The organism is Pseudomonas sp. P116 (genome assembly GCF_020149425.1).
Classification (GTDB): Bacteria; Pseudomonadota; Gammaproteobacteria; order Pseudomonadales; family Pseudomonadaceae; genus Aquipseudomonas; species Aquipseudomonas anatoliensis.
On the sequence record NZ_JACVHB010000001.1, the window covers coordinates 861,554 to 888,253 of the forward strand.

A 26,700-nucleotide genomic window follows, 5' to 3' on the forward strand; every position below is an offset into this window, starting at 1 on the left:
GGACGGCGGGTTTTGTCGTTTCTGCCTCAGATCAAACCGTATCCACCTTCAACGAATGATCATTCAACATGCCGCTGATGATCGTCGCTGTGTCGTGCCCGCTGGCAATCATCCCACCGGCGCCAGGCGTGACGCCGTAGTGGCTGGCGAGGTTGACGCCGGCCAGATCGATCGTCTGGTTCGGCGTGGCGCCGGCCATGGCGCTCACGTCGATGCTGGTCATGACCGAGGCGCCACTGCCGCTGACGCTGAAGTGCAGGTAGTCGTCGAGGGACGACGTGGTGCCGTTTTCACCTTGCAGCAGTTGCGACAGGTCGAGCTTGTCGGTGCCGGGGGTGAAGTCGGTGATCAAGTCGTGGCCGCTGTTGCCTTTGAGCCACTGGAAGGTGTCGGCCCCTGCCCCACCGGTCAGGGTGTTGTTGCCTAAACCACCGATCAGCAAATCATCGCCGCCGCCCCCATTGAGGGTGTCGTTGCCCAGACCTCCGTTGATCACGTTGTTATTGTTGTCGCCAGTCAGGCTGTCGTTGAAGTTGGAGCCGACGAGGTTTTCGATACCGGTCAGGGTGTCCGTCCCGGCGCCGAGGGTGTTTTGCGCACCGAGCAGGCCGAGGTTGACGGTGACGGCGGTAGTCGCATGGGCGTAGCTCGCGGTGTCGGTCCCACTGCCGCCATCGAGCAGGTCATTGCCGGCGCCGCTGTAGAGCAAGTCGTTGCCAGCGCCGCCGTGCAGTTCGTTGTTGCCTGAGCCTGCGGTCAGTACGTCGTTGCCGTCGCCGGCATTGATGATGTTGTTGCCGGTGCCCGCCACCATCACGTCATCGCCTGCTGTACCGGTGAGAGTGTGGCCGTCCTGGTAACTGATGCTCACGTTGGCCGTGTCGCTGCCGCCGTGGTTATCGTTGGCGGTGTAAGTGCCGTGATAGTCCGGGGCGATGTCCTGGGCCCCGGCGTAGTTGAGCTTCATGGTCAACTGGTAGTTTTCCGACCCGTTGACGTTGCCGCCAGAGGGGTTGGTAAGGTTGGTGATGTGGATCTGGTAGACCGCGTTCGACGTCGCAGTGAGGGTTTGTCCGTCCGCCAGCGCGATCCAGCTGCCGCCATTGATCGAGTACTCCATGCCGACGTTACCGGCCGCCAGATTGTGGTCGAGGTTGAGGGTTTCACCCTGACGCAGGTTGACGGTGATGCGGTCTTCATCGTTGGCATTGCTGTTGGTCACGGCGCCCAGGTAGCCGCTGACCACCAGCACGGCGGTCATGGTTGCCGCGTTCGCCGAGAACGCACTACGGACGTTGGCCAGATTCTGGTTGGCCGCCGTATTGACGTTGGTGCCCGTGAAATTGATCGCGCCGGTGCCGGTGAAGTCCGCCGCTTTCGAAAGCCAACCGGTGTTGAAACTGGTTGGTGTCGCGTTGAGGGTATCGCCGTTGGGGTCGGTGTCGTTGGCCAGCAACAGCTCACCCGGCACCACAATGTTGCCCGACAGCACGTTGGTGATGACGTGGTCGTCCATCGCCACCGGAGGTGCATTGGGGATCACTTTCACGGTGAGCGTCGAGCTGGCCAGATCGCCATCGTTATCGCTGACGGTGAAGCCGATATTTTCGGTGAGCACCACAGCGGTGGTTTTCTGCGAGGTGTAGGTGTATTCGCCGGTGTCGAGGTTGATCAGCAGCGTGCCGCTGTTGTTGGTGGCAATGCTCAACGTGTTGTTTGCGGTGTTGAAGGTGCCGTGATTGACGCCGCCGCTCGCGATCAGTGACCCCTGGCCACTGAGGGCTTTCGGGTCATAGGTGTAGGTGGTGCCGTCGATCACGATGGATTTGATGAAACCGCCATCGGCGCCGAACGTGCCGCCCTCGCCCAGCAACGAACCGGTGACCGGCGCGCCCTGCACGGTGCCCGACAGCACCGAGTTGAGCTGGTTGAGGTCGGTGACCACTACCGCGTTGGTGTTGGTGTGGTTGATGCCGTCATAAGCCAGCGGATCGAGGTTGGCGTTGCTCACGCCGCTGCCGAGGCCGATTGCGTAGTTCTTGATGTTGTTGGCATCGAGGAAATTTTTCAGCGCGGCTTCATCGGCGGCGTTGATGTCGCCCTCGTTGGGTTTGCCGTCGGAGAAGAAGTAGCCGACGTTCTGCGCCCCGGTGAGTTTGCCCGAGGTGTTGAACGCGGTCTGCATCACCGCCACGGCAGCATCGTAGTTGGTACCGCCGCCGGCCGTCAGCCCCGCGAGAATCGTCTTCGCTGTCGCGACGTCCACCCACACGGCGGTTCTGTCGGTGGCGTTGCTGCTGAAGGTCACCAGTTGGACTTTGACGTCGCCCAGATCGTCGTACTTGTCGAGCAAGGCACTGATCGCCTGCTTGGCCAGCGCCAGCCGCGACAGGCCCGGCACACCCGAGGCATCGGCCATGCTGCCGGAGATATCAAGAACGATCAGCAGGTTGGAATCGATCTCCACGGCTGTCACCGAGCGATCCGAGGCCACGGCTTTTGGCACGTCATCAACGATGTTGACGACGAGGGTGCTGGTGGTGGTGTTGCCCAGCGCATCGGTGGCTTTGTAGGTGAAGCTTTCGCTCAGGGTGTTCGGCCCGTCGTTGGCGTTCGGCGAGGTTTTGGGGGCCGAAGTCAGCGTGTAGGTGTAGGTGCCGTCGGCGTTGAGCTGGATCTGCCCGTAAGTGCCGGTGGCGCTGCCGACCAGGGTGTAAGTGAGCGCGCCGCTGCCGCCGGTGACCGCACCGACCAGCGTGCCGCTGGCGGTTTCGCCGGTGTTGCCCGGGTCGCTGCCGGTGACCGTGCCGGACGCCAGATCCTGGCCATCCTTGCTCAGGTCGAGGGCTTTTTCAAAGACAGTCACGTCCTGATCGACCGAGGCAATGAGTTTGCAGTCGGCGACATTGATGGTGATGGTCGTGGTGCTTTCGTCGCCGTCACTGTCGCGGATGCTATAGGTGAAGGTGTCAGTGGCGCCCGGTGGGCTCACCGAGTTCGGGTTGCTGTGGTAAACGGCATTGCCCGCCGCATCGAGGGTCAGGTAACCGTAGGCGCCGTTGATGTTGCTGTTGAGCCCGCCAACAGCCGAGGTTGCAGTATTGCTGCCGGCGCGCACGCCGATCACCGTGGCCGCGCCATCGGCACCGTTGACGTCGTTGCCCAATACGCTGACGTTGACCGTGCCACCCTCCGCCACCGAGCCGGTGTCGGGTTTGGCGGTCGGCAGATCATCGACGATGTTGACGTTGATCTGACCGCTGGCGGTACTGCCATCGGTGTCGGTTGCTACCACGTTGAAGTTTTCGGTGATGCTGTTGGCACCGTTGGCGTTCGGGTGGGTTTCGTTATCGACCAGGGTGTAGCTGTAGCTGACCACGCCAGTGGCCGGGTTATAACCGGTGATGGTGAAAGTGCTGCCCAGCGGCGAGACGGTTGATTGCGGGAAGCCTGCGGCCACGCCATTGGTGACCACGGCAATGCCACCGACGGTGAGGGTTTGCAGGCCATCAAGAGCGGTCACGGTGAAGGTGCCGCTCTGGGTCAGCGCCGGGGTGTTGGGGCTGGTGCCGTCGCTGAGGTTTTTCTCGTAAACGGTGAGTTCGCCGCCATTGACGTCGAGGCCGTTGAGCACCACCGGGTCGTTATTGTTGTGGACGTTCAGCACCAGGCTGGCGGTGCTGGTATCGCCGTCGGCATCGGTCAGGGTGTAGGTAAACGTCTCGGTGCCGTTGCCGCCACCTTGCAGGTTTTTGAAGTCGGCGTCAGTGGCGTCGAGGGTGTAGGTGTAAGTACCGTTGGCGTTGAGTACCAGCGTGCCGTAAGTGCCGGTGAAAGTGCCGGGGGTAATCGGGCCGGTCGCCACCACGTCTGCGCCTTGCACATCGTTGGTCAGCACGTTGCCGCTCAGGGTGAGTTGGGTTTCCGAGGCGTTGTTGGCATTGCTGTCGTTCATCGCTTGCGGCACGTCATCGACGATGCTGACGACGATGGTGCTGGTGACGATGTTGCCCAGCGAATCGGTGGCCTGATAGGTGAAGGTTTCGGTCAGGGTGTTGGCACCGTCATCGGCATTCGGTGTGGTGGTCGCTGGCGATGTCAGGGTGTAGGTGTAGGTGCCGTTGGGGTTGAGGACGATCTGCCCGTAGTTGCCGGTGGCGCTGCCAACCAGCGCATAGCTGATCGCGCCGACGGCACCGTTGACCGAGCCGACCAACGTGCCGGACGCGGTTTCGCTGGTGCTGGTCGGGTCGCTGCCCGTGACGGTGCCGGGCGCCAGATCCACGCCGTCCTTGGTCAGGTCCAGCGCTTTCTCGTAGACGGTGACGTCGGTGTCGCTGACCGCATACAGTTTGCTGTTGGAGACATCGATGGTGATGGTGGTGGTGCTTTCATCGCCGTCGGCATCACGCACGGTGTAGGTGAACACATCCACTGCACCTGGGCCATTCACCGTGTTGGGATTGCTGTGGTAAACCGCGTTGCCGTTGGCATCGAGGGTCAGGTAGCCGTAGGTGCCGTTGATCTGCGAGTTCAGGCCACCGATGGCCGAAGTTGAGGTATCGGCACCGACGCGCACGCCAACCACCGCGCCTGTCACGGCCGGGCCATCGGCACCGCCAATATCGTTGTTCAGGACATTGCCGCTGACAGTGGCGCCCTCCGCCACCGACGCCGCATCGGGATGCGCGCTCGGCAAGTCATCGACGATATTGACGTTGATCTGCCCGTTGGCGGTGCTGCCATCGGTGTCCGTCGCGACGACATTGAAGTTCTCGGTGATGCTGTTGGCGCCATTGGCGTTCGGATGAGTTTCGTTATCCACCAGGGTGTAGCTGTAGCTGACCACGCCAGTCGTTGCGTTGAAACCGGTGATGGTCAGCGTGCTGCCCAGCGGTGTGACGGTCGATTGCGGGAAGCCTGCGGCCACGCCATTGGTCACTACGGCAATGCCGCCGACAGTCAGGGTTTGCAGACCGTCGATGGCCGTCACGGTGAACGTGCCGCTCTGGGTCAGCGCCGGGGTGTTCGGGCTGGTGCCATCGCTGAGGTTTTTCTCGTAAACGGTGAGTTCGCCACCGTTCACATCCAGACCGTTGATGATCACCGGATCGTCGTTGTTATGGATCTGCAACACGAGGTTCGCGGTGCTGGTATCGCCGTCGGCATCGGTCAAGGTGTAGGCGAAGGTTTCCGTGCCGTTACCGCCGCCGGTCAGGGCTTTGAAATCGGCATCGCTGGTGTTCAGCGTGTAGGTGTAAGTGCCGTTGGCGTTGAGCACCAGGGTGCCGTAGGTACCGGTGAAAGTACCGGCGGTGATCGGGCCAGTAGTTACGCGGTCGGCGCCTTGCACGTCGTTGGTCAGGACGTTACCGGTCAGCGTTAGCAGGGTTTCCGATGCGGTCGATGTGTTGCTGTCGTTCACGGCGTTTGGCAGGTCGTCGACGATGTTCACATCGAGGGTGCCGTTGGCGGTGGTGCCGTTGTCATCGACCACGGTGACGGCGAATTGCTCTGGCAGATTGTTCGCGCCGTTGGCAGTTGCGTGCGCTTCGTTGTCGACCAGGGTGTAGCTGTAACTGACCACGCCAGTCGTTGCGTTGAACCCGGTGATGGTCAGCGTGCTGCCCAACGGTGTGGTGACCGATTGCGGGAAACCGGCGGCCACGCCATTGGTGACCACGGCAATGCCACCGATAGTCAGCGTGGTGACGCCGTCCAGTGCGGTGATGGTGAAGGTGCCGTTTTGCGTCAGCGCGGATGAATCCGGTGCGCTGCCATCGCTGAGATTTTTCTCGTAGACGGTGAGTTCGCCACCGTTCACATCCAGACCGTTGATGATCACCGGATCGTCGTTGTTATGGATCTGCAACACGAGGTTCGCGGTGCTGGTATCGCCATCAGCATCGGTCAGGGTGTAGGCGAAGGTTTCCGTGCCGTTACCGCCGCCGGTCAAGGCTTTGAAATCGGCATCGCTGGTGTTCAGCGTGTAGGTGTAAGTGCCGTTGGCGTTGAGCACCAGCGTGCCGTAGGTACCGGTGAACGTACCGGCGGTGATCGGGCCAGTGGTTACGCGGTCGGCGCCTTGCACGTCGTTGGTCAGGACGTTACCGGTCAGCGTTAGCAGGGTTTCCGATGCGGTCGATGTGTTGCTGTCGTTCACGGCGTTTGGCAGGTCATCGACGATATTCACATCAAGGGTGCCGTTGGCGGTGGTGCCGTTGTCATCGACCACGGTGACGGCGAATTGCTCTGGCAGATTGTTCGCGCCGTTGGCAGTTGCGTGCGCTTCGTTGTCGACCAGGGTGTAGCTGTAACTGACCACGCCCGTCGTCGCGTTGAACCCGGTGATGGTCAGCGTGCTGCCCAACGGTGTGGTGACCGATTGCGGGAAACCAGCGGCGATGCCGTTGGTGACCACGGCAATACCACCGATAGTCAGCGTGGTGACGCCGTCCAGTGCGGTGATGGTGAAGGTGCCGTTTTGGGTCAACGCCGCAGAGTCAGGCGCGCTGCCGTCGCTGAGGTTTTTCTCGAAGACGGTGAGTTCGCCACCGTTCACATCGAGGCCGTTGATGATCACCGGATCGTCGTTGTTGTGGATCTGCAACACGAGGTTCGCGGTGCTGGTATCGCCGTCGGCATCGGTGAGGGTGTAGGCGAAGGTTTCCGTGCCGTTACCGCCGCCGGTCAGGGCTTTGAAGTCAGCGTCGCTGGTGTTCAGCGTGTAGGTGTAAGTGCCGTTGGCGTTGAGCACCAGCGTGCCGTAGGTACCGGTGAACGTACCGGCGGTGATCGGGCCAGTAGTTACGCGGTCGGCGCCTTGCACGTCGTTGGTCAGGACGTTGCCGGTCAGCGTCAGCAAAGTTTCCGAAGCGGTTGACGTGTTGCTGTCGTTCACGGCGTTTGGCAGGTCATCGACGATGTTCACATCGAGGGTGCCGTTGGCTGTGGTGCCGTTGTCATCGACCACGGTGACGGCGAATTGCTCAGGCAGATTGTTCGCACCGTTGGCGGTTGCGTGCGCTTCGTTATCGACCAGCGTGTAGCTGTAACTGACCACGCCCGTCGTCGCGTTGAAACCGGTGATAGTCAGCGTGCTGCCCAGCGGTGTGGTGACCGATTGCGGGAAACCGGCGGCGACGCCATTGGTGACCACAGCAATACCACCGATCGTCAGCGTGGTAACGCCGTCCAATGCGGTGATGGTGAAGGTGCCGTTTTGCGTCAGCGCCGCAGAGTCAGGCGCGCTGCCGTCGCTGAGGTTTTTCTCGAAGACGGTGAGCTCGCCACCCTCGACGTTCAAGCCGTTGATGATCACCGGATCGTCGTTGTTATGGATCTCCAACACGAGGTTCGCGGTGCTGGTGTCGCCATCAGCATCGGTGAGGGTGTAGGCGAAGGTTTCCGTGCCGTTACCGCCGCCGGTCAGGGCTTTGAAATCGGCATCGCTGGTGTTCAGCGTGTAGGTGTATGTGCCGTTGGCGTTGAGCACCAGTGTGCCGTAGGTACCGGTGAACGTACCGGCGGTGATCGGGCCAGTGGTTATGCGGTCGGCGCCTTGCACGTCGTTGGTCAGGACGTTACCGGTCAGCGTCAGCAAAGTTTCTGAAGCGGTCGATGTGTTGCTGTCGTTCACGGCGTTTGGCAGGTCATCGACGATGTTCACATCGAGGGTGCCGTTGGCAGTGGTGCCGTTGTCATCGACCACAGTGACGGCGAATTGCTCAGGCAGATTGTTCGCGCCGTTGGCGGTTGCGTGCGCTTCGTTGTCGACCAGGGTGTAGCTGTAACTGACCACGCCCGTCGTCGCGTTGAACCCGGTGATGGTCAGCGTGCTGCCCAACGGTGTGGTGACCGATTGCGGGAAACCAGCGGCAACGCTATTGGTGACCACGGCAATGCCTCCGATAGTCAGCGTGGTAACGCCGTCCAGTGCGGTGATGGTGAAAGTGCCGTTTTGGGTCAACGCCGCAGAGTCAGGCGCGCTGCCGTCAACGAGATTTTGCTCGTAAACGGTGAGTTCGCCACCGTTCACATCCAGACCGTTGATGATCACCGGATCGTCGTTGTTGTGGATCTGCAACACGAGGTTAGCGGTGCTGGTATCGCCGTCGGCATCGGTCAGGGTGTAGGCGAAGGTTTCGGTGCCGTTGCCGCCGCCGGTCAGGGCTTTGAAGTCAGCATCGCTGGTGTTCAGCGTGTAGGTGTAAGTGCCGTTGGCGTTGAGCACCAGTGTGCCGTAGGTACCGGTGAAAGTACCCGGGGTGATCGGGCCAGCATTCGGGCCGACCGGCACACGATCGGCGCCTTGATCATCGTTGGTCAGCACATTGCCGGTCAGCGTCAATAAGGTTTCGGAAGCGATACCATTGCCGTCATCGACCGCGACCGGCACGTCATCGGTGATGTTGACGTCGAGCGTTCCCGTGGCGGTATCGCCATTGCTGTCGCCGGCGATCACGGTGAACTGTTCGCTGAGATTGTTGGCGCCGTCGCCGGCCGCATGGGTTTCGTTGCCATTGAGCGTGTAGCTGTAGCTGACAACGCCGGTCGCCGGGTTGTACCCGGTGATGGTCAGCGTATTGCCCAGTTGCGTGGTGATCGATTGCGGGAAGCCGACTGCCACGCCACCGTTGATCAGGTTGATGCCGCCGATGCTCAGGCTGGTCAGACCGTCCGGTGCCGATACGGTGAAGCTGCCACTTTGCGTCAACGCTCCGCTATTGGCGGCAGAGCCGTCGGGCAGATTGGCTTCGTTTACGTTCAGCTCACCGCCGGCGACCGCAAGCCCGCCGAGCGTGACCGGATTGTTCACCGGTGGCGGCGGGACAACAGGCGCGCCGATATCGTCGCCGTTGTCACCATTGTCGATGACTGCGTTGCGGCGTTCTTCAGGAAACTCGGGAATGCCATTGAAACCGGCAGTGGGGAAGCCGATGATCGGGTCAACTCGCCCGCCGACTTCCTCCAGCAAAACAAAGCTGTGGCCGCCACCCGCTTCACCCGGCACCCCACTTGTTGGGGCATTCGGACCTGCAGCGGTGGCTTCAGCGGTTTTGCTCGGGTCGTCACCGGCAGCGATGGCTTTCTGGATCTGCTCGACATCGGTCAGTTGTGCGTCGCTTGGGGTCAGCGCCTCAGCGGCGTTCACGTGCGCAGCCTGGCCGGCCAGCAATTGGTCGGTCATGGTCAGGCTGCTGCCGCGACCCAAGGTCAATTCCTGGCCATTTTGCAGATGAACGGCAACCGCGCCCTCGGCCCCGGTGATCAGTTGATCGCCGGCAAACAGGCGATCTCCCTCAACCAGGGCGCGACGAGTGCCGTCGATGCCTTGAGCGAAAACCTGACCAATAACCTTGGTAACTGTGCCGATGAGCGTTGCCATGTGAAATTCTCCGCTGCTGACCACCGTCAGCACTGGTTCGCGAAGCAGCCCATGGCTCAATCGGGTTGTCGTGGCGACGCTCGCACCCTCGACAGTTCGTTTCGCAGGTCTTACCCGAGCAGGAAATTTCAGTGCTTTCAAGCACCTCCGAACCCTGATCGAGACAACCAACCTGCTAACGCTACGTAACGGTTTTGAAGCACTCGAGTGACAAAAATCTGTCGCTCATCGACCGCTACGCGTCCCTCCCCTTCAGCAGTACTTCGCCGTATGTCGCAAAGTGAATGGAACTTTCCTCAAGCCTTTTTGCGCTCCCTAAAGCGCACAAAACAAAGGCTTTCGAGATGAACAATGTGCTGCATTTTACAAACCGCATAAGTTTTTTTCGGAATAAGCCTTATGAAAATTTTTTCTTAGCTACGCTTCAGGATGTTCTTAGCTCTGTTGTTACAAGAGTGAAACGCTTAGACCTCAAAAGATCGTCAAATATTTGGCGACAGTAACACACCATCAGGACTCAGGGAGATGCACCCATGCGCGTTCTAACCCCCCTCTGCAGCGCGGTTTTGCTGGCCATGGCTTGCACTTCTCAAGCCCAGGCCATGAACCTCACCGAGGCGATTCAAAGCACTATTGCTACCCACCCGGAACTTGCGTCGCGCGTGGACGCACGCCTTTCGGCTGATGAACAAGTCAAAGTCGCCAAGGGTGGCTTCTATCCATCCGTCGATTTGAACGCCGCCTACGGTCGCGGCTACAGCGACAACACCAACACCCGGGCCTTCGGCAATCACAACACCGAAATCCTCACCTACACCCAGTCCGAGCTGCGCATGCGGCAAATGATCTTCGATGGCTTCAACACTGCCAACGAAGTCGAGCGCACCAAAGGCGTGTCCAACTCGCGCGCCTACTACGCGCAAGGCACCGCTCAGGACCTGGCCCTGCGCACCATCGAGGTCTACCTCGAAGTGCTCAAGCGCCGTGAACTGGTGACACTGGCGACGAACAACCTGCAGGCGCACTTGCGCGTCAACGATCAGATTGGCCTGCGTACCGAGCGCGGCGTCGGCAGCAGCGCCGACTCCGACCAATCGGTCGCCCGTAAGGCGCTGGCGCAAAACAACCTCGACACCGCCGAAGTTGATCTGGCTGACGCCGAATCCAACTTCTACAGCGTGGTCGGGCGCATGCCCGATGAACTCGAAACCCCGGCCTCGACCCGCGGTGAATTGCCCACCCAACTGCGCGAAGCCCAACAGAGCATGGTCGACAACAACCCGTACCTGAAATCGGCGCAGGCTGACGTGCAGTCGGCCGAGAGCCAGTACGAAGTCGCCAAGTCGCCGTTCTACCCACGCTTCGATGCTGAGGCTGCAGTTGGCGCGAACAACAACGTGCAGGGTGACGAAGGCCACGACAACGAGTGGCGCGTGGGCATTGTGATGAACTACAACCTGTTCCGTGGCGGCAGCGACAAGGCGCGACTGGCGGCGAATGCGCACGACATCAATCAGGCGATGGACATCCGCAACAACGCTCTGCGCCAGCTCAACGAGAACATTCGTCTGGCCTGGAACGCCATGGAAAATGCCAAGAAACAAACCCCGACCGCCCGTGAATACGCTGAGACCACCAAGCGTGTACGCATGGCGTACCAGGATCAGTTCGGCCTCGGCCAACGCACCCTGCTCGATTTACTCGACAGTGAAAACGAGCTCTACAACGCCAACCGTCGCTACACCGAAATTCGCTACACCGAGGAATATTCGATGTACCGTGTGCTGGCCAACATGGGCCAGTTGCTGAGCAAGCAACGAGTGGTCCTGCCGGCGGATGCGATTGCTTCTGCCGAAGTCAAAAACGAAGCACGCCTGCCAGAGCTGAAATAACCCTTCTGTAGGAGCTGCCGCAGGCTGCGATCTTTTGATGTTGGTTTTCCAAGATCAAAAGATCGCAGCCTGCGGCAGCTCCTACACAGGGCGATGTGCACACAACCAGGGGCGATCAATATGACTAGCATGGCCGGAGGCGGCAACGCCGGGGTCGATCCGCGGCTGAGCTTCGATGATCCGTTACTCGACGGTCTGTTGATCCTCTGCAAACTCCATGGCGCGACTGTCAGTCGCGCCAGCCTGAGTGCCGGACTGCCCCTGAACAAACAACGCCTGAGCCTGGATCTGCTGCCTCGCGCAGCGGCCCGGGCCGGGTTGCAGGCGCGGCTGTTACGCCGTGAGCTGAAAGACATCTCCCCGCTGAATCTGCCGATTCTGCTACTGCTCAACGACGGTCGCACCGCCGTGCTGCGGCGCTTTGGCGATGACGGCAAGGCGCTGATCCTGCCCAGCGAAGCCGATGGCGGCGAGCAGTGGGTCAGCCGCGCAGAACTCGGCGAGCACTACAGCGGCCAGGCCTTGTTCGCGCGGCCACGGCATGAACTCGAAGACCTGCGCTCGCCGCTGGTGCCGCGGGTGCATGCGTGGTTTCGTGACACCCTGAAGCTGTCGAAATGGCTGTACAGCGATGCGATTCTTGCCAGTTTCCTGATCAACCTGCTGGGCCTGATGGTGCCGCTGTTTGTCATGCAGACCTACGACCGCGTGGTGCCCAATCAGGCCACTTCAACCCTGTGGGTATTATCGATCGGCCTGTTGATCGGCACCGGTTTCGAACTGGTGCTGCGAGTGGTGCGTGCACACCTGCTGGACAGCGCAGGCAAGAAAACCGATGTGATCCTTTCCGCGACGTTGTTTGAACGCATCACCGGTATGTCGATGAAGGCTCGGCCGGCTACCATCGGCGGTTTTGCCCAGAGCATTCACGATTTTCAGGGGCTGCGCGAATTTCTCACCGCAGTGACCCTGACCAGCCTGATCGACCTGCCCTTCGTGGTGCTGATGCTGGTGGTGATCGGCCTGCTCGGTGGCTGGCTGGTGGTAATTCCGCTGCTGGCGTTTCCGCTGACGATCATCTTCGCGATGATCATTCAGGTGCGTCTGCGTGACACCGTGCAGAAGAGTTTGAGCCTCGGAGCCGAACGCCAGGCCTTGCTGATCGAGACCCTCGGTGGCCTGGAAACACTCAAGGCCTGCAGCGCCGAAAGCGAGCGCCAGCACAAATGGGAAAGCACCCACGGCGCCCTCACCCGCCTCGACAGCCATGCGCGCAACCTCTCGGCACTCGCCACCAACGGCACGTTGTTCATCCAACAGTTCGCGGGGATGGCGACGATTGTCGCTGGGGTCTACAGCATCATCGCCGGCAACCTGAGCGTCGGCGCACTGGTGGCGACGTACATGCTGGGCAGCCGCGTGCTCGCACCACTGGGGCAGATTGCTGGCCTGATTACCCGCTATCAGCAAGCGCAACTGACCATGAAAAGCACCGATGCGCTGATGTCGTTACCGCAAGAACGCGACGGCAAACAGCGGCCACTGGAACGCACACAACTGCAAGGCGCACTGGACGTCAACGGCGTGACCTTCCACTACAACGGCCAGAATGCCCCGGCGCTGAGCAACGTCAGTTTCAGCCTCAAACCCGGTGAACGGGTCGGCATCATCGGCCGTAGTGGTTCCGGCAAAAGTACCCTGGCACGGCTGGTGATGGGCTTTTACGAACCCGAAGAAGGCCAATTGCTGCTCGACGGTCTCGACCTGCGGCAACTGGATGTCGCTGACCTGCGCCAGCAGATCGGTTATGTCGCCCATGATCTGCCGCTGCTGGCCGGCAGCCTGCGCGACAACCTGACCCTTGGTGCGCGCTACATCAGCGATTCACGCATGCTCGAAGTCGCCGAGCTGACCGGCGTCACCGAACTCGCGCGCCAGCACCCGCAAGGCTTCGACCGGCCGGTGGGCGAGCGCGGGCAATTACTCTCCGGCGGCCAACGCCAAGCCGTATTGCTGGCCCGGGCATTGCTGCTCGACCCGCCGATCATGTTGCTCGACGAACCCACCAGCGCCATGGACAACAGCAGCGAAGACCAACTGCGCCAGAAGCTGCACGAATGGGTACAAGGCAAAACGCTGCTGCTGGTCACCCACCGCACCTCGATGCTGAGCCTGGTGGATCGGTTGCTGGTGCTGGATAACGGCCGGGTCGTCGCTGACGGCCCGAAAGAAGCGGTCATCGAAGCACTGCGCAAGGGCCGCGTCGGCTCGGCGGCGGTCTAGGAGTTGCGCCATGTCTGCTTCCACCGATAGCAAGTCACGCGGCTACTTCGACAGTTTCGGCAAAAGCGCCGAGGTCGAGTTCATGCCGGAAACTGCCGGAGCTTCATTGCAGGATTCGCCGCGCTGGTCGCGGATCACCGTGTGGCTCGCGGCAGCCCTGTTGATCAGCGCTGTGGTCTGGGCCAAGTTCGCCGTGCTCGAAGAAGTGACCATGGGCGAAGGCAAGGCGATTCCGTCGAGCAAGGTTCAGGTGATCCAGAACCTTGAGGGCGGGATCGTCACCGAGCTTTTCGTCCGTGAAGGGCAAATGGTCAACAAGGGCGACACCCTGCTGCGTCTGGATGACACGCGTTTTTTGTCGAACAAGGGTGAAAGCGAGGCTGATCGATATGCCTTGACCGCACAGGTCGAACGGCTGTCGGCAGAGGCCGAGGGGCGGCCGTTCAAACTCTCCGCCGAGGTGATCGCCAAGGCCCCGCAAGTCGCTGAAGACGAACGCTCGCTGCACGAACAACGCCTGCGCCGACTGGCCAGTGAGCAACGTACCCTCAGCGAACAACTGCGGCAGAAGACTCAGGAACTGGCGGAATTTCGCTCCAAGCAAGGCCAGTTCAGTTCTAGCCTCGGCTTGCTGCAACAAGAGATGAACATGTCCGAGCCGCTGGTCAAAAGCGGTGCGGTATCACCGGTGGAAATCCTGCGGCTCAAGCGCAGTGCGGTGGAGATTCGCGGCTCGCTGAGTGCGACAACCCTGGCGATCCCACGGGCCGAATCGGCGATTGCCGAAATCCGCAGCAAGATCGACGAATCGGAGCAAACCTTCCGCTCGGAAGCCGCCAAAGAGCTGAATGAGAAACGCACCGACCTGTCAAAAATCACCGCCTCGAGCATCGCCATCGACGATCGTGTGACGCGCACCACGGTGACCTCGCCGGTGCGTGGGGTGATCAAGCAGATGAAGGTCAACACCATCGGCGGCGTCGTCCAGCCAGGCAGCGACATGGTGGAAATCGTGCCGCTGGAAGACAACCTGCTGATCGAAGCCAAAGTGCGCCCGCAAGACGTCGCGTTCCTGCATCCGGGCCAGAAAGCCATGGTCAAGTTCAGTGCTTACGACTACACGATTTACGGTGGCCTGAGCGCCAAGCTTGAGCTGATTGGTGCCGACACGATTACTGATGACAAGGGCAACAGCTTCTACCTGATTCAGGTGCGTACCGACAAAAATCACCTTGGTGGAGATGTGAAGCCGCTGCTGATCATTCCGGGGATGGTGGCGACGGTGGACATCATTACCGGGGAGAAAAGTGTGCTGGATTATCTGTTGAAACCGGTGCTGAAGGCGCGGACCGAGGCGATGCGTGAAAGATAAGATCAAAAGATCGCAGCCTTCGGCAGCTCCTACAAAAGCTGTGGCGTGCGCATAACCCATGTAGGAGCTGCCGCAGGCTGCGATCTTTTGATCTGGATTTTGTGGTGAATGATCTGGCGCTAACGCTGGCAAGCCAGCTCCCACAGGTTTTTGTGATGTTCACAGATTTTGTATTCGACACGGGACAATGTGGGAGCTGGCTTGCCAGCGATTAGGCCAGCAAAAACACCGATCATTTTTCAGCATGATTACGCTGAAAAGTCTCCTCCCCCATCGCTGCAATCTGCCCCTCGATCAACGCTTCAAATGGTTTGAGCAACGGTTCGAAAGACGTCGGCGCTTCCAGCGTTTGCAACGCCTGCACAATCGCCTCGATGGTCGACAACGCCCCGGGCCCCGGTGCCTTGCGCAACCGATACCGCGACACCCCGCCCTGCGCCAACGTCACCCGTGGCAACGCCGCCAACAGTGGATTTAGGTGCAGCATCTTGCGCGCCTTGCGCCAGGTGCCGTCCGGCACGACCAGCAACAGCGGTTCATCAGACGCGCCATAAGCCTGCATCGGCTGCGCATCGTCCGCGGGAAACAGCAGCCGCGCCTGATAGCCCGGCTGGTCCAGCAGTGTCGGCAAATCCTCAAATACCTCACCGACAATCAGCTCGGCATTGGTCAGCCCCAGCGCAGCCAGACGCGCAGTATTCAACGCATGATTGACTTCGCTCGGATGCTGCAACAGCAACACCCGGGTGCGGCTGTCGAGGCTCGGGATCAATGGGCAAAGGCAATGGGTTTGTGGGCGCAGGCAGCGCGGGCATTGGACTCTGGACATCATTTTTACGCCTGGTTGAGCTGTGCTTTGAGCAAATCGCGGAAAGTCTGAATCAGCGGTTCCCGGCTGCGGCCACGGCGCATGATCATCGAAAATGGCGCCTGGTAGCCGAAGGTCGCTGGCAGCAACACGCGCAAATCGCCCTTGTCGGCCCAGGCCTGGGCGTAGTGCTCCGGCAGATAACCGATGTAGGCGCCGGACAGCACCAGAATCAACTGCGCCTCCATACTTTCTACCGTCGCCGCGCTGTGTTTGAAACCGTGGCGAGCCAGCTCTGCCTGGCTCCAATAGCCACGACCGACCATGCGTTGCTGGGTGATGACTTGCTCGGGAATCCGTCGCTCGTTAAACAACGGGTGACGACTGCTGCAATACAGCCAGTGCTGCTCACGGTACAGCGGCATGTAAATCAGACCGCTCATGCGCGTGGAGAACGCACCAATGGCCAGATCGAGGCGGTTGTCCTGCACGCCGAGTTGCAGTTCGTAGGGGCTCATTACCGACAGGTGCAAATGCACGGCCGGGTGTTCCTGACTGTAGGCGCCGATGGCTTCGGCGAACGGTAAAGCCTTGTCGCTGACGGTGGAGTCAATGACTCCTAGATTGAGCGTGCCACGCAACTCGCCCTTGAGCGCGGCGGCGTACTGTTCGAAACCTTCGAGCTCGGCGAGCAGGCGCAGGGTTTCCTGATGAAACAGTTCCCCTTTGCTGGTGAGGCTGAAACCACCGCGGCCGCGATGGCACAACACCAGGCCGAGCGCGGCTTCGAGCTGGCTCATGTAGGTGCTGATCGCCGAGGTCGAGAGGTTGAGTTCCTGCTGGGCGTTGGCGAAACCCTGATGGCGCACGACGCTGACGAAGATGCGTAACAGTTTCAGGTCGGGTAAAGCGTTGGCCATGTTTACTCCACACATCATCCAGATTTAAACCACAACCCTGTAGGAGCTGCCACAGGCTGCGATCTTTTGATCTTGATTTTTGCCAGCCTTGGGGCCGCTGAAGATCAAAGGATCGCAGCCTTCGGCAGCTCCTGCAGAGGCAATCAGCAGTGGGAGAAGTCTAGCGTGGGCCTTGCCATTAGTTTAGAAAAATCTGAACTAAGTATTTGCCCGTAGCGATTCTTCCCCTTCACTACATTTCGCAGAATCGGCCCCACAGCGGCGTCCGAACCTTTGCTGAACGGCGCGCCGACATAAATAAAACAAAGACGATGAGGCCCTACCCGTGGACAAGATTCTTCACCAACCACTGGGCGGCAACGAAATGCCGCGCTTCGGCGGCATCGCCACCATGCTCCGACTTCCCCACTTGCCAACCGCTGCCGGCCTGGACGCTGCCTTTGTAGGCGTGCCGCTGGACATCGGTACTTCGCTGCGCCCCGGCACCCGCTTCGGACCGCGCGACATCCGCGCCGAATCGGTGATGATCCGCCCGTACAACATGGCCACCGGCGCTGCGCCGTTCGATTCGCTGTCGGTTGCCGACATCGGTGACGTCGCGATCAACACCTTCAACCTGCTCGACGCCGTGCGCATCATTGAAGAAGCCTACGACAACATCCTCGAACACAACGTGATTCCGATGACCCTGGGTGGCGACCACACCATCACCCTGCCGATCCTGCGTGCGATTCACAAAAAGCACGGCAAGGTGGGTCTGGTACACATCGACGCTCACGCTGACGTCAACGACCACATGTTCGGCGAGAAAATCGCCCACGGTACGACCTTCCGTCGTGCTGTCGAAGAAGGTCTGCTGGACTGCGATCGCGTGGTGCAAATTGGTTTGCGCGCCCAGGGTTACACCGCTGATGACTTCAACTGGAGCCGTAATCAGGGTTTCCGCGTGGTGCAGGCCGAAGAGTGCTGGCACAAGTCGCTGGCGCCGCTGATGGCCGAAGTCCGCGAGAAAGTCGGCGGCGGTCCGGTGTACCTGAGCTTCGACATCGATGGCATCGATCCGGCCTGGGCGCCTGGCACTGGCACCCCGGAAATCGGTGGCCTGACGACCATTCAGGCGATTGAGATCATTCGCGGCTGCCAAGGCCTCGACCTGATCGGTTGCGATCTGGTAGAAGTCTCGCCCGCTTACGACACCACCGGCAACACCTCGCTGCTGGCCGCCAACCTGCTGTACGAAATGCTCTGCGTACTGCCTGGCGTAGTCCATCGCTGAGGATCGGTTCATGAACGAACATGATCAGGTTTTGCATGCGGCGGCCGAACTGGTTTCAGCCTTCGCACGCAATGATCGCGAAGCCTACTTCGGCGCATTCAGCGCCGACGCCAGCTTCGTGTTCTACACCCTCGAACAGCCGCTGCTGTCGCGCGATGCCTATCAGGCGTTGTGGGACGGCTGGCGCGCCGAGGATGGCTTCGAGGTGCTTTCCTGCACCTCGAGCAACGCCTTCGTCAGCCTGCAAGGTGACGTGGCGATTTTCATCCATGACGTGGCCACCGAGCTGCGCATGCAAGGGGAGCAACACTTCAGCCAGGAGCGCGAGACGATTGTTTTCAAGAAACAAACGTCGAGCCTAGAACAACAAGGCCATTGGCTGGCCTGCCACGAACATTTGTCCGCAATGCCGGAAGGGCTGCCACCCCCTTAGCCAAAACAGGTGACGCTCACGCACGATGAGCGCGCCTTTATGATCGGAGCAGATCATGAATAACAACAACAACGAAAAAAGCCTTCGCAGCATTGAAACAAACGGGGTCGAACAGATCCCGGATCATGAGCGTGACGCCCGGCCCAGCGACCTGTTTCGCTTGATCTTCGGCGGCGCCAATACCTTTGCCACCGCTGTACTCGGCAGCTTCCCGGTGCTGTTCGGTCTGTCTTTTCAGGCTGGCGTCTGGGCGATTGTGCTGGGTGTGCTGGTCGGTGCGCTGATTCTGGCGCCGATGGGGCTGTTCGGCCCGCTCAACGGCACCAATAACGCCGTGTCTTCCGGTGCGCACTTCGGCGTGCATGGGCGGATCGTTGGTTCCTTCCTGTCGTTGCTGACCGCTATCGCATTCTTCTCGCTCTCGGTGTGGAGTTCGGGTGATGCATTGGTTGGCGGCGCCAAACGCCTGCTCGACCTGCCGGAAACCGACCTCACGCTCGGCCTGGCCTACGGGCTGTTCGCGCTGCTGGTGCTGACGGTTTGCATCTACGGCTTTCGCTTCATGTTGTGGGTCAACCGCATTGCGGTGTGGGCCGCGAGCCTGTTGTTCCTGCTCGGCATCTTCGCCTTTGCCCCCGCCTTCGACAGCCAATACGCCGGCAGTGTGGCCATGGGTCAGGCCGGGTTCTGGGCGGCGTTCATCGGTGCCGCGCTGGTGGCCATGAGCAACCCGATTTCCTTCGGTGCATTCCTCGGCGACTGGTCTCGCTACATTCCCCGCGAAACGCCGAAGGGCCGCATCATGTTCGCAGTGGTCGCCGCGCAACTGGCGACACTGATTCCGTTCCTGTTCGGCCTGGCCACCGCGACCATCGTGGCGATCAAGGCGCCGGACTACATTGCGGCCAACAACTATGTCGGCGGGCTGCTGGCGGTGTCGCCGAGCTGGTTCTTCCTGCCGGTGTGCCTGATTGCGGTGATCGGCGGCATGTCCACCGGCACCACGTCGCTGTATGGCACCGGGCTGGACATGTCGAGCGTGTTTCCGCGGGTGTTGTCTCGGGTCAAGGCGACCCTGCTGATCGGCGTCATGTCGATTGCCTTCATCTTCATCGGACGCTTTGCGGCGAACCTGGTGCAGAGCGTGTCGACCTTCGCCGTGCTGATCATCACCTGCACCACGCCATGGATGGTGATCATGATCATCGGCCTGGTGGTGCGTCGCGGCTTTTACTGCCCGGATGACCTGCAAGTGTTCACGCGCGGCGAACAAGGCGGACGCTACTGGTTCACCCACGGCTGGAACTGGCGGGGCCTGGGCGCGTGGATCCCGAGCGCGGCCGTTGGTCTGTTCTTCGTCAACCTGCCGGGGCAGTTCGTCGGCCCACTGGGTGAGTTGGCGGGGGGCATCGACATCAGTTTGCCGGTGACTCTGGGGCTGGCCTCGGTGGTGTACCTGACGCTGCTGCGCCTGTTTCCGGAACCGCGCGAAGTGTTTGGGCCCAAGGATGTCCGCCGCGAAGCCGCTGAGAAAACCGAACTGCGTCAGGCCGCCTGACGCAAATCCCCTGTAGGAGTGAGCCTGCTCGCGATGACTGCAGCACATCCCACACAGATGTGACTCACAGACCGCTATCGCGAGCAGGCTCACTCCTACAAGGGAACTGAATTCAGCCTCAACATAAAAAAGACAATCGGAGACACGCCATCATGGCTTTGGATTTATTCGTCGTCCTCATCTACGCCGCCGGCATGCTTTTGCTCGGCTATTTCGGCATGCGCAAGGCCAAGACCAACGAGGACTTCCTCGTTGCCGGTCGTAACCTCGGCCCGAGCCTGTACATGGGCACCATGGCCGCGACGGTGCTTGGTGGTGCGTCCACTGTCGGCACCGTGCGCCTGGGCTACGTGCATGGCATTTCCGGTTTCTGGCTGTGCGCGGCACTGGGTTGCGGCATCGTTGCGCTGAACCTGTTTTTGGCCAAACCGCTGCTGAAGCTGAAGATCTACACCGTGACCCAGGTTCTGGAAAAACGCTACAACCCGATGGCCCGCTCGGCGAGCGCGGTCATCATGCTGGCCTACGCGCTGATGATCGGCGTGACCTCGATTCTGGCGATCGGCACCGTCCTGCAAGTGCTGTTTGACCTGCCATTCTGGGTCTCGGTACTCGTCGGTGGTGGCGTGGTGGTGATCTATTCGGCGATTGGCGGCATGTGGTCGCTGACCCTCACCGACATCGTCCAGTTCATCATCAAGACCGTTGGCCTGATGTTCATCCTGTTGCCGATCTGCCTGTACCGCGTCGGCGGTTGGGATGAACTGGTGCTGAAACTGCCTGCGACCGCATTCAGCTTCACCACCATCGGTTGGGACACGATCATCACCTACTTCATGATCTACTTCTTCGGCATTCTGATCGGTCAGGACATCTGGCAACGGGTGTTCACCGTCAAGACCGCCAAAGTCGCGCAATACGCCGGCAGCATCGCGGGCATCTATTGCATCATCTATGGCCTCGCTTGCGCCCTGATCGGCATGGCCGCGCACGTACTGATCCCGGATCTGGACAACGTCAACAACGCCTTCGCCGCGATCGTCAAACTGTCGCTGCCGGACGGTATCCGGGGTCTGGTGATCGCTGCCGCACTGGCCGCCATGATGTCCACTGCCAGCGCCGGCCTGCTCGCCGCCGCCACCACGCTGACCGAAGACCTGCTGCCGAAACTGCGCGGCGGCAAGCCATCGAGCCTGCGTATCAACCGTCTGTTCACCCTGCTGACCGGCATCGTCGTGCTCGGCATCGCGCTGGTGGTAAACGACGTGATCAGCGCTCTGACCCTGGCCTACAACCTGTTGGTGGGCGGCATGCTGGTGCCACTGATCGGTGCGATCTTCTGGAAACGCGCGACCACCGCCGGCGCTATCGCCAGCATGGGCCTGGGCTTTGCCACGGCGCTGCTGTTCATGTTCAAGGACGGTCTGGACGCCAACACACCGATCTACTACAGCCTGGCTGTGGGTCTGGTGAGTTTTGTGGTGGTCAGCCTGATGTCGCCGCGCCCCGCTACGATGGCCAGCGCGATCTGAGCTTGATGTAACGAACGATTGCTTTCTTCGACGGGTGTGGCGTCGGTTGCCACACCCGTTTTTTTTCGCCTGGAGGAAAGCGTGAAGACCGCGAATGACTTGAGCCGGTTTTTACCGATGATCTGGGGCACTGAAAGCAAAAGATCGCAGCCTCCGGCAGCTCCTACACTTCTCTGTAGGAGCTGCCGAAGGCTGCGATCTCTTGATCGTGAGTCTCTTGACCCTTCACATCAGGGACATTACCGCCGACGAGGCTGGCGCCGACGCTGTTCGTCGTCCGTGCGGATCGGTACCGGTTGCAGAGGCGGTTCGATCAAGCCGAGGGCAACACCCAAATCATGCAGCCAGTTTTGAATTTTCTCTTTCATCGTCATGCCCCCTTCAGGGTGGTGCTGAGCGGCCGGAATTCTGAGGCCGCTTCGCACTGATAATAGTCCGAAGTCCTACGCAATGCTCGGCCAAATCCGCAATGATCTGTTACTGAATTGAACAGAGTGCGCTGCCATTGGTTCAAGCCATTTCCAGTGATTCAACCAAAGGTGCGGGATAGACGGCTTGCTGCACCTCAATCCACGCATTGAGATTGGCGCCGACCATGCCCCGGCGCCACATGAGCCACGTTGTCGCACCCGCGAACGGTTCGGCCAACGGGTGCACCGCTACGCTCTCGCGCCCCGGCAGGCTGGCCAGCATCGACTCCGACATCAGCGCCACCCCGCTGCCGGCAATCACGCAGGCGAGCATGCCTTGATAGGACTCGATCTCCATGGCCCGGCCCATTGCCGCGTGGGCATGGGCAAACCATGCCTCCAGACGCATGCGATAGGAACAGCCACGACGAAAGGTGAACACCGACCGCCCTTCGACATCACTGGCGCTGTGCACGGGCGGATGATCGATCTCGGTGATCAGCACCAGCCTTTCCTCGCACAACGCCACACCGTCGAGCCCGGCCAGTTGCAGCGGCCCGTCTACCAAAGCCGCATCGAGGCGTCCGGTGAGCAAACCTTCCAGCAACTCACCGCTCGGCGCCGACTGTACTTGCAGGTTCACCGCCGGATACTGCTTGTGATAGCGCGCCAGCAATGCCGGCAGATGGATAGCGGCGGTGCTGTACATCGTGCCCAGCACAAAATCCCCCGCCGGTTGCCCGCCCATCACCGCCGCGCTGGCCTGATCGCGCAGGGCAAACAGTTTGCCGGTGTAGTCCAGCAAGACTTTTCCCGCAGGCGATAGCTGCAAGCGCTGACGCTCGCGGACGAACAATTCCACGCCCATTTGCTCTTCAAGCTGCTTGAGCCGGGTCGACAGGTTCGACGGCACGCGGTGCAAGCGTTCGGCGGCGCGGGTGATCGAACCTTCCTCGGCGACCGCCTGAAAAATCCGCAGTTGGCTGAACTCCACAACCTTTCTCCAGAACAGAACAAGTTACTCACTATTATTCAATTTTAAAGAAAGTCAATCAGTCCTAGCCTGACGGTCATTGATCTTGCCAACGGAATCCAGACCATGTCGCCGCTGATTCGCTTATCCGCCTGCTTCGTCGCCCTGATGATGGCCATGGGCATCGGGCGCTTCGCCCTCACCCCGCAAATGCCGCACCTGCTCAGCGAGGGGCAGTTTGACCTGACTGCCGCCGGTCTGATTGCCGCGGCCAATTACCTCGGTTACCTGCTCGGTGCGGTGGATGCGATGTTTGCCCATCGTCCGCAACAGGTTCAGCGGCGCCTGCACGGCGGCTTGTGGCTGTGTGTGCTGTTGACGCTGGCGTCGTTCTGGGCGAATGGCTTCTGGGCACATCTGCTGCTGCGCTTCGGAACCGGTGTGGCGAGTGCCTGGGTGCTGGTGATGATTACTGCGCTGAGTCAGCCACTGGCGGTGGCAGCGGGTCGCCCACGACTGGGAGCGCTGGTATTTGCCGGGCCGGGGTTGGGGATTTTTCTGACAGGGTTGCTGGCACTGGTCTCACATCTGTTGAACCAGACGTCCGCGACGTTGTGGCTGATTTATGCCGCGGCCGCGTTGGTGATGATGTTGGGGGTCTGGCGACTCCTGCCACAACCGGTCGCCGCGAAGGCAACTGATGCAGCGGCCGTCAGCCCGGCGAGTCGTGGCATTGGCCGTCTGGCATTGATTTACGCGCTGTACGGCGTCGGTTACATCATTCCGGCCACGTTCCTGTCGCAAATGGCCAACGCGCAATTTCACGGGCAATGGCAGGCCGATCTGTTCTGGCCGTGCTTCGGCCTCGGCGCCGCCATCGGCGTCTTGCTGGTGAGCCTGCGTCGTCACGATCCGCACACCACGCGTCACTGGTTGATGGCGACGTTATGGCTGCAAGCCGCCGGGGTGTTCGCCTGCTTGCTGGGCAGCGGCTGGGGATTGGCGCTGGGCGTCATCTTCTGCGGGACGCCATTCCTGGCCTGCATGCAACTGGTCATGCAACGCTCACGGGAACTGGCGCCGCACGCCACCCAGCGTAATGCCGGCATGCTCACCGCCTGCTTCGCCGTTGGTCAGCTCAGCGGCCCGTTACTGGCCGCGCTGAGCAGCCATTTCAGCGGTGGCTTGCAGCCGGCGTTGGTGATCGCCGGCAGTGGTTTGCTGATTGCCGGCGGTCTGGCGATGCAATCGACGGTTACTGGCCCAACGCTTTGCGCAAACGCCGACGCAGCCACTGCTCGGCACTGACAAACGTGATGCCGAGCAACACCAGTACCGCGCCGATGACGAAGTTCAGGCTCAGTTGTTCACCGAGCAGCAACACGCCGAAGGTGACGCCGAACAGTGGCGTCATGAACGAGAACACCGCCAGGTTGGCCGCCAGATAACGCCGCAACAACCAGAACCACACCAGGTAACTGAAGAACGACACCACCAGCCCCTGAAACAGCACGCTGGCCACCGCCACAGCGGTCAGGTTGACATGGCCGATCTGGCCGCTGAAAAGCGCAATCAACAGCAGGCCGACGAAGCCGACGATCAACTGATAGAACAGGGTCAACGTCACCGGGGCTTCCGACAGGCGCGAGGCGCGCACCACCACAGTGGTCGCGCCCCAACAGGCACCGGCCAGTACACCAAAGGCATCGCCCAATAACATGCGCCGATCAAGGTTGTCCCACGACACACCACCGGCAAACGCAATCGCGATACCGATGAAGGCGAGCAAAATCCCCAGCCACTGCAACGGTCGCAAACGCTCACTGGCAAGGAGAAAATGCACGCCCAGCGCGGTAAAAATCGGCGCGGTGTAGAGGAACACCGACATGTGCGCTGCCGTGGTCAGTTGCAAGCCTTCGGAGATAAAGAAGAACTCCAGCCCGAACAACGCACCGGCCAGCAAGCCGCCGCGCCAGGTGCTGCCTACCTGATCCCAACCGCCCTTCCAGCAGATCAGCAATCCGACCAGCAGCGCAGAAATCCCCGAGCGCCCCGCCGCTTGCATCACCGGCGCGATGTCAGGTGCAGCCCACTTGATCATCACCTGCTGCACACCCCAAATCAGGCACAGACCGATCATCACCTGCAAAGCAAAACGGTCGGCATTGCGCCGCTCGACAATCACCGCAACACCTCGAACACACACAACATGGCAGCCATCCATTGGTCAAAACAAAACCCCGGATCAATGTCCGGGGCGAAGGGTCGTGGCGTCGATTATTAACCAGTGCGACAGAAAAAGCCGTCTGGAAAAGACATTTAGTTTGTCTGCTGCGTCAGTGGTGAATGGCTGTCGGCTGCGCCGCCAATCGCTGGCAAGCCAGCTCCCACAACGTCCGCGTTGCCTACAACTCCTGGTTTGTCACAGAATCCTGTGGGAGCTGGCTTGCCAGCGATGAGGCCAGCTCAATCAACGCTGTTCAGGAGTATGACTTCACCAGCCGTTTCGCCACTAGAAAACCAACAGTACAAGCCACAGCAGTGGCGAACGTCCCCCACGACCAATCCATCAACGACACCTGCACCGACCATCCGCGCAATGTCGCCCAATTGGTCAGGTCATACGTGCCATACGCTACCAGTCCCAACAGTGCGCCCATCTTCGCTGCCCTCTGCCAGTTCAGCGCAGGCAACACCACAAACACCACGCAACCGAAAACATACAGGCAATAAAAAACCGCTGCGGGAACCAGCAGCGGTTTTTCGAGCATCAACGGTCCGAGCAGTTCGCGATAGGTCGGCGCCATCAACAGGCCGAGCCATATCCCGTCGAGCAACAGAAATGTCACCAGCGTTGCAACATAAGCAATCAGCGCTTTCTTCATCACACCACCCTCAATGTAGGAGTTGCCGCAGGCTGCGATCTTCTGCCGTTGAAGACCAACAGATCGCAGCCTTCGGCAGCTCCTACATGGGGCTGGTGCGCGGTCAGCTTAGTTCAATACGATCCGCATGAATGACGATCTTGCCTTCCTTGTACAGCGAACCGATGGCCTTCTTGAAGTTACCCTTGCTGACACCGAACAGGCTGCTGATCAATGCCGGATCGCTCTTGTCGCTGACCGGCAAGGTGCCGTCATTTTCGCGCAACTTGGCCAGAATCTTCGAGTTCAGGCTGCTCGCCGCTTCCTGGCCAACCGGTTGCAGGCTCAGGCTGATCTTGCCGTCGGCGCGCACTTCCTTGATGAAGCCTTTTTCGCTCATGCCGGCGCGCATGAACTTGAAGATTTCGTTCTTGTGAATCAAACCCCAGTGTTTGTTGTTGATGATTGCCTTGAAGCCCATATCGGTAGCTTCGGCAACCAGCAGATCAACTTCCTGACCCGGGCTGTAGCTGGCCGGGGTTTTGTCGAGGTAGCGATCCAGTCGCGCAGTGGCGGTGATGCGACGGGTGTGTTTGTCGAGGTAGACATGCACCACGCAATATTCGCCGGCAGTCATCTGACGCTTCTCTTCGGAATACGGCAGCAACAGATCCTTCGGCAAGCCCCAATCGAGGAACACGCCGATGCTGTTGACTTCAACAACTTTCAAACTGGCGAATTCACCGACCTGAACTTTCGGTTTTTCAGTGGTAGCGAGAAGTTTGTCCTCGCTATCCAGATAAACAAATACGTTGAGCCAGTCTTCATCTTCGCTGGGAATATCTTTAGGGATATAACGGTTAGGCAAAAGAATTTCGCCGTCGGCACCGCCGTCCAGATATAAACCGAAGTTAGTGTGTTTAACCACTTGCAAACTGTTGTAGCGCCCGACTAAAGCCATTTCCAAAACCCTCATTGCGTGGGCGGCATT

Annotated in this window: 16 protein-coding genes; 8 read left to right on the top strand and 8 right to left on the bottom strand. The window is 60.3% G+C overall.

Going from position 1 to position 26,700, the window contains the following annotated elements:
• Window positions 1-31: 31 nt before the first annotated feature.
• Window positions 32-9,388, bottom strand: a complete 9,357-nt coding sequence (locus tag ICA15_RS04230) for a retention module-containing protein (protein ID WP_210553726.1) — start codon at window positions 9,386-9,388, stop codon at window positions 32-34.
• A gap of 533 nt (window positions 9,389-9,921) precedes the next feature.
• Between ICA15_RS04230 and ICA15_RS04235 the strand changes: the two genes are divergently transcribed.
• From ICA15_RS04235 to ICA15_RS04245, 3 genes are all read left to right on the top strand, one after another.
• Window positions 9,922-11,280 carry a TolC family outer membrane protein gene (locus ICA15_RS04235; protein ID WP_150602983.1) on the top strand — a complete coding sequence of 453 codons (1,359 nt, stop codon included), beginning with the start codon at window positions 9,922-9,924 and terminating at the stop codon, window positions 11,278-11,280.
• Between the two features lie 120 nt (window positions 11,281-11,400).
• Window positions 11,401-13,563, top strand: a complete 2,163-nt coding sequence (locus ICA15_RS04240) for a type I secretion system permease/ATPase (RefSeq protein WP_210553727.1) — start codon at window positions 11,401-11,403, stop codon at window positions 13,561-13,563.
• A gap of 10 nt (window positions 13,564-13,573) precedes the next feature.
• Complete coding sequence (locus ICA15_RS04245) at window positions 13,574-14,935, top strand: HlyD family type I secretion periplasmic adaptor subunit (protein ID WP_150617704.1); 1,362 nt, start codon at window positions 13,574-13,576, stop codon at window positions 14,933-14,935.
• Between the two features lie 232 nt (window positions 14,936-15,167).
• Here the strand turns inward: ICA15_RS04245 and ICA15_RS04250 are convergent, their stop codons facing one another.
• Together ICA15_RS04250 and ICA15_RS04255 are read right to left on the bottom strand one after the other, a co-directional pair.
• Window positions 15,168-15,764, bottom strand: a complete 597-nt coding sequence (locus ICA15_RS04250) for a tRNA-uridine aminocarboxypropyltransferase (RefSeq protein WP_150617703.1) — start codon at window positions 15,762-15,764, stop codon at window positions 15,168-15,170.
• Between the two features lie 5 nt (window positions 15,765-15,769).
• Window positions 15,770-16,663: a LysR family transcriptional regulator gene (locus tag ICA15_RS04255; RefSeq protein ID WP_007914510.1), complete on the bottom strand. Its 894-nt coding sequence runs from the start codon at window positions 16,661-16,663 to the stop codon at window positions 15,770-15,772.
• Window positions 16,664-16,988: 325 nt separating this feature from the next.
• On the opposite strand from ICA15_RS04255, the gene speB reads away from it, so the two are divergent.
• The 4 genes from speB (at window position 16,989) to ICA15_RS04275 (ending at window position 21,462) form a co-directional block, all read left to right on the top strand.
• A complete protein-coding gene (gene speB, locus ICA15_RS04260; RefSeq protein WP_047300226.1) occupies window positions 16,989-17,939 on the top strand; it encodes an agmatinase in 951 nt (316 codons plus the stop codon).
• 10 nt (window positions 17,940-17,949) lie between these two features.
• Window positions 17,950-18,372 (top strand): YybH family protein, encoded by a 423-nt coding sequence (locus ICA15_RS04265; RefSeq protein WP_150617702.1) that lies wholly within the window; start codon window positions 17,950-17,952, stop codon window positions 18,370-18,372.
• A 55-nt stretch (window positions 18,373-18,427) separates the two neighbouring features.
• Window positions 18,428-19,930, top strand: coding sequence for a purine-cytosine permease family protein (locus ICA15_RS04270; RefSeq protein ID WP_210553728.1), 1,503 nt, complete (start codon window positions 18,428-18,430; stop codon window positions 19,928-19,930).
• Window positions 19,931-20,082: 152 nt separating this feature from the next.
• Window positions 20,083-21,462 (top strand): sodium:solute symporter, encoded by a 1,380-nt coding sequence (locus ICA15_RS04275; protein WP_210553729.1) that lies wholly within the window; start codon window positions 20,083-20,085, stop codon window positions 21,460-21,462.
• Window positions 21,463-21,701: 239 nt separating this feature from the next.
• On the opposite strand, the gene ICA15_RS28495 is transcribed toward ICA15_RS04275, so the two are convergent.
• Both ICA15_RS28495 and ptrR read right to left on the bottom strand, forming a co-directional pair.
• Window positions 21,702-21,830 carry a PA1414 family protein gene (locus ICA15_RS28495; protein WP_003184145.1) on the bottom strand — a complete coding sequence of 43 codons (129 nt, stop codon included), beginning with the start codon at window positions 21,828-21,830 and terminating at the stop codon, window positions 21,702-21,704.
• Window positions 21,831-21,972: 142 nt separating this feature from the next.
• Window positions 21,973-22,866, bottom strand: coding sequence for a putrescine utilization regulator PtrR (gene ptrR / locus ICA15_RS04280; protein ID WP_210553730.1), 894 nt, complete (start codon window positions 22,864-22,866; stop codon window positions 21,973-21,975).
• 105 nt (window positions 22,867-22,971) lie between these two features.
• On the opposite strand from ptrR, the gene ICA15_RS04285 reads away from it, so the two are divergent.
• Complete coding sequence (locus ICA15_RS04285; RefSeq protein ID WP_210553731.1) at window positions 22,972-24,153, top strand: MFS transporter; 1,182 nt, start codon at window positions 22,972-22,974, stop codon at window positions 24,151-24,153.
• Here the strand turns inward: ICA15_RS04285 and ICA15_RS04290 are convergent.
• The 3 genes from ICA15_RS04290 to ICA15_RS04300 form a co-directional block, all read right to left on the bottom strand.
• Entirely contained in the window at window positions 24,101-25,069 is a 969-nt protein-coding gene (locus ICA15_RS04290; RefSeq protein ID WP_215729181.1) for a DMT family transporter, read from the bottom strand. The genes ICA15_RS04285 and ICA15_RS04290 overlap by 53 nt on opposite strands.
• A 256-nt stretch (window positions 25,070-25,325) precedes the next feature.
• On the bottom strand, window positions 25,326-25,730 hold the full coding sequence (locus ICA15_RS04295; protein ID WP_210553732.1) for a DUF2177 family protein: 405 nt from the start codon (window positions 25,728-25,730) through the stop codon (window positions 25,326-25,328).
• 103 nt (window positions 25,731-25,833) lie between these two features.
• Complete coding sequence (locus ICA15_RS04300) at window positions 25,834-26,670, bottom strand: S1 RNA-binding domain-containing protein (RefSeq protein ID WP_150602994.1); 837 nt, start codon at window positions 26,668-26,670, stop codon at window positions 25,834-25,836.
• Window positions 26,671-26,700 lie beyond the last annotated feature (30 nt).

Excerpts from the sequence above, each read along its gene's own strand:
- ICA15_RS04230 (WP_210553726.1), bottom strand. The coding sequence starts at position 9,388 with ATGGCAACGCTCATCGGCACAGTTACCAAGGTTATTGGTCAGGTTTTC.
- ICA15_RS04235 (WP_150602983.1), top strand. The coding sequence starts at position 9,922 with ATGCGCGTTCTAACCCCCCTCTGCAGCGCGGTTTTGCTGGCCATGGCT.
- ICA15_RS04240 (WP_210553727.1), top strand. The coding sequence starts at position 11,401 with ATGACTAGCATGGCCGGAGGCGGCAACGCCGGGGTCGATCCGCGGCTG.
- ICA15_RS04245 (WP_150617704.1), top strand. The coding sequence starts at position 13,574 with ATGTCTGCTTCCACCGATAGCAAGTCACGCGGCTACTTCGACAGTTTC.
- ICA15_RS04250 (WP_150617703.1), bottom strand. The coding sequence starts at position 15,764 with ATGTCCAGAGTCCAATGCCCGCGCTGCCTGCGCCCACAAACCCATTGC.
- ICA15_RS04255 (WP_007914510.1), bottom strand. The coding sequence starts at position 16,663 with ATGGCCAACGCTTTACCCGACCTGAAACTGTTACGCATCTTCGTCAGC.
- ICA15_RS04265 (WP_150617702.1), top strand. The coding sequence starts at position 17,950 with ATGAACGAACATGATCAGGTTTTGCATGCGGCGGCCGAACTGGTTTCA.
- ICA15_RS04270 (WP_210553728.1), top strand. The coding sequence starts at position 18,428 with ATGAATAACAACAACAACGAAAAAAGCCTTCGCAGCATTGAAACAAAC.
- ICA15_RS04275 (WP_210553729.1), top strand. The coding sequence starts at position 20,083 with ATGGCTTTGGATTTATTCGTCGTCCTCATCTACGCCGCCGGCATGCTT.
- ICA15_RS28495 (WP_003184145.1), bottom strand. The coding sequence starts at position 21,830 with ATGAAAGAGAAAATTCAAAACTGGCTGCATGATTTGGGTGTTGCCCTC.
- ICA15_RS04285 (WP_210553731.1), top strand. The coding sequence starts at position 22,972 with ATGTCGCCGCTGATTCGCTTATCCGCCTGCTTCGTCGCCCTGATGATG.
- ICA15_RS04290 (WP_215729181.1), bottom strand. The coding sequence starts at position 25,069 with ATGGATGGCTGCCATGTTGTGTGTGTTCGAGGTGTTGCGGTGATTGTC.
- ICA15_RS04295 (WP_210553732.1), bottom strand. The coding sequence starts at position 25,730 with ATGAAGAAAGCGCTGATTGCTTATGTTGCAACGCTGGTGACATTTCTG.
- ICA15_RS04300 (WP_150602994.1), bottom strand. The coding sequence starts at position 26,670 with ATGGCTTTAGTCGGGCGCTACAACAGTTTGCAAGTGGTTAAACACACT.